A 6,319-nucleotide genomic window follows, 5' to 3' on the forward strand; every position below is an offset into this window, starting at 1 on the left:
GAAACATGGCGACCTTGAGCTGCGGCATTTCGCTTTGTGGCAAAAAACGGTTTTGCTACATTACGTGCGACTTCTTGCGAAGTTGATGGGGCCCGTCAACAGAACATAACTATCCGCCCCGCCAAAAAAATTCAGTGATTCTTGGAGATCCGTTAATGAAAAAGTCGCTTCTCGCGCTCGTCGCGCTGGGCGCGTTCGCTGGCGCTGCTCATGCGCAAAGCAGCGTGACGCTTTACGGCATCATCGATGAAGGCCTGCTCTTCAACAACAACGCGGGCGGCAAGCACCTGTACAGCATGGCCAGCGGCGTGATGCAAGGCAGCCGCTTCGGCCTGCGCGGCACCGAAGACCTCGGTGGCGGCCTGAAGGCGATCTTCACCCTCGAAAACGGTTTCGACGTGAACAGCGGCAAGCTCGGTCAGGGCGGCCTGATGTTCGGCCGTCAGGCTTACGTCGGCCTGTCGAGCCAGTACGGCACGGTCACGCTGGGTCGTCAGTACGACTCCGTCGTCGACTTCGTCGGCCCGCTCGAGGCAGGCGACCAGTGGGGCGGCTACATCGCCGCTCACCCGGGCGACCTTGACAACTTCAACAACGCCTATCGCGTAAACAACGCGGTCAAGTTCACGAGCCCGTCGTACGGCGGCCTCACGTTCGGCGGCTTGTACAGCTTCGGCGGTCAGGCAGGCCAGTTCTCGAAGAACCAGGTCTGGTCGCTCGGCGCAGGCTACAACAACGGCCCGCTGGTCCTGGGTGTCGGCTACTTGAACGCACGCACGCCGGGCAACTTCGGCGGCATGTTCAACAACGGCTCGACGGCTGCGACGACGGCAGTATCGTCGCCGGTCTACGGCGCATACGCGAACAACGCGAACACGTACCAGGTCATCGGTGCAGGCGGCGCTTACACGTTCGGCGCGGCGACGATCGGCGCGACGTACTCGAACACGAAGTTCAAGGGCTTCTCGGTCGGTCCGTTCGTGAACCAGACCGCGACGTTCAACAACGGCGAAATCAACTTCAAGTATCAGTTGACCCCGGCGCTGATTCTCGGCGCAGCGTACGACTACACGCAAGGCAGCAAGATCGACGGCAACTCGGCAGCCAAGTACCACCAGGGCTCGCTGGGCGTCGACTACTTCCTGTCGAAGCGCACCGACGTCTACGTGATCGGCGTGTACCAGCACGCATCGGGCAACGTGCTCGACGCGAAAGGCAATGTCGTTCAGGCAACGGCAGCGATCAACGGTCTCGCAGGTTCGAGCACCAGCAACCAGGTCGCAGCACGCGTCGGCATCCGTCACAAGTTCTAATCAGCTTGTCTGACAAGCCGCAGCATATTGAAGGCGCCTTCGGGCGCCTTTTTCTTTTCCGGCGATGAAAACGGAAGCGGCGTGCCGGACGATCTCGGTGCGATTCACGACCATCTGCATGGTCCTGCGGCAAAGCATACGCAAATGCCGGGCGCTGCCAACGCATGCGCCGAAATGCCGTGCCATCCGACCTCGGCGCTCCCGCCGGCCACTCGACCGAATCGTCCCGGCCGGAGGGAGTCCCCTTCGTCGGACGCCTGTTCCGCGCGGTTGGATCCGGCGGCGTCGAATTTCGCGCCCACGCGGCGCAGCAAATAAAAAACCCGGCACACAGCCGGGCTTTCGCGGTCGATTTCGACGTTACGCGCGTCCGTCGCGCAGTTCGCGCCGCAGAATCTTGCCGACGTTCGTTTTCGGCAGCTCCGTGCGGAACTCGACCAGTTTCGGCCGCTTGTAACCGGTGAGCCGCTCCTTGCAGTAGGCGAGGATGTCCTTGTCGGTGAGCGCCGGGTCCTTCTTCACGATGAACAGTTTCACCGCTTCGCCGGAATGCTCGTCCGGAACGCCGACCGCCGCCACCTCGAACACGCCCGGATGCGACGCCACCACGTCCTCGACTTCGTTCGGATACACGTTGAAGCCGGACACGAGAATCATGTCCTTCTTCCGGTCGACGATCTTCACGTAACCGCGCGCATCCATCACGCCGACGTCGCCCGTCTTGAAGAAGCCGTCCGGGAACATGACCTTCTCGGTCTCGTCCGGCCGGTTCCAGTAGCCGGCCATCACCTGCGGCCCACGGATGCAGATCTCGCCGGGCTCGCCGAGCGCGACGTCGTTGCCGGCGTCGTCGCGAATCGCCACTTCGGTCGACGGCAGAGGCAAACCAATCGTCCCGCTGTATTCGGTCGCCGTCACCGGGTTGCAGGTCGCCACCGGCGACGTTTCTGACAGCCCGTATCCTTCGATGATCGCGGTATGGGTCTTTTCATACCAGCGCTTCGCGACGCCCTCCTGGATCGCCATGCCGCCGCCGTTGGCGATCACGAGCTTCGACAGGTCGAGCTGATTGAATTCGGGATGGTTCAGCAGTGCGTTGTACAGCGTATTGACGGCCGGAATCGTCGAGATCTGGTAGCCCTTCAGTTCCTTGATCATCCCGCCGATGTCGCGCGGGTTCGGGATCAGGATGCCCATCCCGCCCGTGCGCATCGTCAGGAAACCGCAGACGGTCAGCGCGAACACGTGATACAGCGGCAGCGCGACAACCGTCACGAACTGTTTCACCTCCGGGTACTTCTCATGAGCCGGATGGTGCCAGGCGCCGGCCTGCAGCACGTTCGACACGATGTTCCGGTGCAGCAGCGTCGCACCCTTCGCGACGCCGGTCGTACCGCCCGTGTATTGCAGGAACGCGGCGTCGTCGGGGCCGATCCTCTGCGGCTTGAACGCCTGCCGCGCGCCTTCCGACAGCGCTGCCTTGAAGCGCGTGAACGACGGCAACTGCCACGCAGGCACCATCTTCTTCACGTTGCGCACGACGTAATTGACGAGCCATCCCTTGATGCCCAGCAAGTCGCCCATCGACGCGACGACGACATGCTTGACGGCCGTATTCGCAATGACGGCCTGCAGCGTCGACGCGAAATTCTCGAGGATGACGATCGCCTCGGCGCCGCTGTCCTTCAACTGATGTTCGAGCTCGCGCGGCGTGTAGAGCGGATTGACGTTGACGACGGTATAGCCGGCGCGCAGTACCGCGGCGATCGTCACCGGGTACTGCAGCACGTTCGGCATCATGATCGCGACGCGCGCACCGCGCGCGAGACCACGGGATTGCAGCCACGCGCCGAACTGGCGCGACAGCTTGTCGAGTTCACCGTACGTGATGCCCTTGCCCATGCAGACGAACGCCGTGCGGTCGCGATACAGCCGGAAGCTTTCGTCGAGGAGGTCCGGGACAGACGGATAAGGAGACGCATCAATTTCGGCTGGAACGCCGGGTGGGTACGATTTCAGCCAAATTTTTTCCATACTGCGCGTCTCCTCACAGATTTTCGAATGGTCGTGCTAAAACGCATCGTAACGGCTCGCCCGTCCCGAGACAACAGGGTTAGATGTCCACTTCGAACTTTCGCGGAAAATCGTCTGATCATACGGGAATATTCGATCAAACTCGCTCAACCTCCACAAGACAGTCGTAAAACGTCGCCGAATTGCCGAGATCGGTCAGCGCCTGGCTCGTTACTTCGTTTGCGTTCCTGCCGTCCGGCGACAGCTTCTTCCACCAGATCGACAACCCGACAACGAGCCCTGCACGTGCGCGATCGGTAATTCTCGCGAGCGCCTGCATCGATCCGCGGTCGTTGAAGATGCGTACGATGTCGCCCTCCGAGATGCCGCGCGCATCGGCGTCGGCCGGGTGCATGTCGAGATGCGGCTCGCCTTCCGTAGTGCGCAGGCTGTCGACGTTCACGAACGTGCTGTTCAGGAAGTGGCGGGCCGGCGGCGAAATCATCGCGAGCGGATAGCGCGCGGCGAGTTCGGGTGCGGCCTCGGCCGACTCGAACGGCGGCAGGTAGTCGGGAATGGGGTCCATGCCCATCTGCTCGAGTCGCGGGCTGTAGAACTCGCACTTGCCGGACGGCGTGCGGAAACCGCCATTCGCGAACGGCGCGTCCGGCAGCTTCAACTTCAGCCAGCCTTCCCGTTTCAGCGTGTCCCAGTCGCTGTCGAGCGCCGGATCGTCCCACCGGAGCGCCGCGCGCGCGACCTCTTCGTCGCTGTGATAAAGCGCGGGCTCGTCGAGCCCCATGCTGCGCGCGATGCCGCGAAAGATCTCCGTGTTCGGCCGCGCGTCCCCGACCGGCGGAATCGACGGCAGGTTTGCCATCACATAGGTGTGGCCGTACGATTTGTGGACGTCCAGGTGCTCCAGCTGCGTGGTCGCCGGCAGCACAATGTCGGCGAAATCGACGGTATCCGTCTTGAAATGCTCGAGAACGACCGTGAACAGATCGTCGCGCGCAAACCCTGCGGCAACCTTCGAGGAATCCGGCGCGACTGCCACCGGATTCGAGTTGTACACGATCACCGCCTCCACCTTCGGCCCGAACGTTGCATCACCCGCGTGCAACAGCGCATCGCCGATCGCGTTCATGTTGATGATGCGCGGCAGCTTGTGCGGCCAACCCGGCATCAGATCCGGGCGCAGCAGTGCCTGCTGGTTGACCGGTGCGGATTCCGACGACGAGAGCAACAGCCCGCCAGCCCGATCCCGCCAGGCCCCTGTCAGCGCCGGCAGGCTCGCAATCGCGCGCACGGCGTTGCCACCGCCGCGGACACGCTGCATGCCGTAGTTGAGGCGAATCGACGCCTTGCGGGTTGCGCCGTAACGACGCGCAAGGTCGATCAGCTCCGACGCATCGATACCGCAGATCTGCGCGACGCGTTCCGGCGGATAGGACATCGCCCGCGCCTTGAGTGCGTCGAAGCCGAACGTATGGCTGGCGATGTAGTCGTGATCGAGCAGGTCTTCGGCAATCAGTACGTGCATCATGCCGAGCGCAAATGCGCCGTCGGTACCCGGCTTCAACGCGATGTGCTGATGGCATTTCTCCGCTGTCAGCGAACGATACGGGTCGATTGCTACAAGACGGGCGCCACGGCGCTTCGCTTCCTGCGCGCGTGTCCAGAAGTGCAGGCTCGACGCGATCGGGTTCGCGCCCCATATCAGAATGAGTTCGCTTTCCTCGAAATGCTCGAGGTGCATGCCGAGGCTACCGCCATACGTGTAACGCAGTCCCGCTGCACCGGCCGCCGCGCAGATCGCGCGCTCGAGCCGCGATGCGCCGAGCTTGTGGAAGAACCGCTGGGCGATGCCCTCGCCCTGCACAAGCCCCATCGTCCCCGCGTAGCTGTACGGCACGATCGCTTCCGGCTCGCGCGCGGCGATTTCACCGAGGCGGCGGCCGATCTCGTCGAACGCGTCGCTCCAGCTAATCGGCACGAAGTGCCCTTCCCCCTTCGCGCCGACACGCTTGAGCGGAACCGTGAGGCGATCGGGATGATGAACCCGATCGGCATACCGGCTGACCTTCGTGCACAACACGCCCTGCGTCGGCGGATGGTCGGGATCGCCCGTGACCTTGATCGCTTTGCCGTTTTCGACGGTCACACGCATGGCACACGTGTCCGGACAATCGTGCGGGCAAACGGCCCGGGCTACCTGTGTGGCGGCGTTCATCGTTTTGAATGCAGAGATGGGGATTCGCAAATTTTACGTGGGCACGCCAGATAACGCGCTTGTTTCGTATGGATCCTGGGTTATTTAGTCGAAGAGCGATTGCGGGAGCCGAAGGGCTTTAGTGGCTATGCGCACCGTTCGCGGAAGGAGAACTGTGCCTCCTGCTTTGCATTCGACGTGGACGTTGGAAAATTGATCACGTCCGACCGTGCCTATCGATACGTGAAGTGGAGGGAGTTGTGCTTTTGATCGAAGATGCAACCAATAAGCCGATGAACCGCTAAAGATATCAGCTATTGACAGAATGCGGCACTGCCATCGGGCAGGGAGGGACGACTTGGACGCCATCGGCGCTCCGGCTCTGGCCCCGACTGGGTGCCGTTGCTTGGCCGCCCGGCATTTTGGCCGCGCCAATGCAAAAACCCCCGCCTTTCGGGCGGGGGTTCTTGGCTTAGGGAGCCTGACGATTACCTACTTTCACACGGGAATCCGCACTATCATCGGCGTAGAGTCGTTTCACGGTCCTGTTCGGGATGGGAAGGGGTGGGACCGACTCGCTATGGTCATCAGGCAAAGGGGGTTGTTCTGCTGGCGTGGCCAACAGAACCAATCTGGGAAGAAGCAGTAATCTTGAGTTGTGAGCTGTATCTCACACGTACGCGGTACTTCAACCGTCGTACGTCGAGTGCCTCGCACTCGACGCTCGATATCCGTAAGCGCTGAAGCGCTAACGGCTATCGAGACAGACTTGTTATAGGAT

At 62.0% G+C, this 6,319-nt stretch carries 3 protein-coding genes and 1 rRNA gene; 1 reads left to right on the forward strand and 3 read right to left on the reverse strand.

The features are described from left to right. Positions 1-155: 155 nt before the first annotated feature. Positions 156-1,313 carry a porin gene (locus BT264_RS04295; protein WP_072436398.1) on the forward strand — a complete coding sequence of 386 codons (1,158 nt, stop codon included), beginning with the start codon at positions 156-158 and terminating at the stop codon, positions 1,311-1,313. A 360-nt stretch (positions 1,314-1,673) separates the two neighbouring features. Here the strand turns inward: BT264_RS04295 and BT264_RS04300 are convergent, their stop codons facing one another. The 3 genes from BT264_RS04300 to rrf all read right to left on the reverse strand — a co-directional run bounded on the left by BT264_RS04300 (position 1,674) and on the right by rrf (position 6,130). Continuing rightward, positions 1,674-3,347, reverse strand: coding sequence for a long-chain fatty acid--CoA ligase (locus tag BT264_RS04300; RefSeq protein WP_072436399.1), 1,674 nt, complete (start codon positions 3,345-3,347; stop codon positions 1,674-1,676). Between the two features lie 136 nt (positions 3,348-3,483). Further along, on the reverse strand, positions 3,484-5,559 hold the full coding sequence (locus BT264_RS04305; RefSeq protein ID WP_072436400.1) for a molybdopterin-containing oxidoreductase family protein: 2,076 nt from the start codon (positions 5,557-5,559) through the stop codon (positions 3,484-3,486). 458 nt (positions 5,560-6,017) lie between these two features. Next, a 5S ribosomal RNA gene (gene rrf / locus BT264_RS04310) occupies positions 6,018-6,130 on the reverse strand. Positions 6,131-6,319 lie beyond the last annotated feature (189 nt).

The organism is Burkholderia sp. NFPP32 (assembly GCF_900119325.1).
In the GTDB taxonomy this organism is placed as follows: Bacteria; Pseudomonadota; Gammaproteobacteria; order Burkholderiales; family Burkholderiaceae; genus Burkholderia; species Burkholderia pyrrocinia_C.

Bases quoted from the DNA above. Each gene is read 5' to 3' on its own strand.
- BT264_RS04295 (WP_072436398.1), top strand. From the start codon at position 156: ATGAAAAAGTCGCTTCTCGCGCTCGTCGCGCTGGGCGCGTTCGCTGGC.
- BT264_RS04300 (WP_072436399.1), bottom strand. From the start codon at position 3,347: ATGGAAAAAATTTGGCTGAAATCGTACCCACCCGGCGTTCCAGCCGAA.
- BT264_RS04305 (WP_072436400.1), bottom strand. From the start codon at position 5,559: ATGAACGCCGCCACACAGGTAGCCCGGGCCGTTTGCCCGCACGATTGT.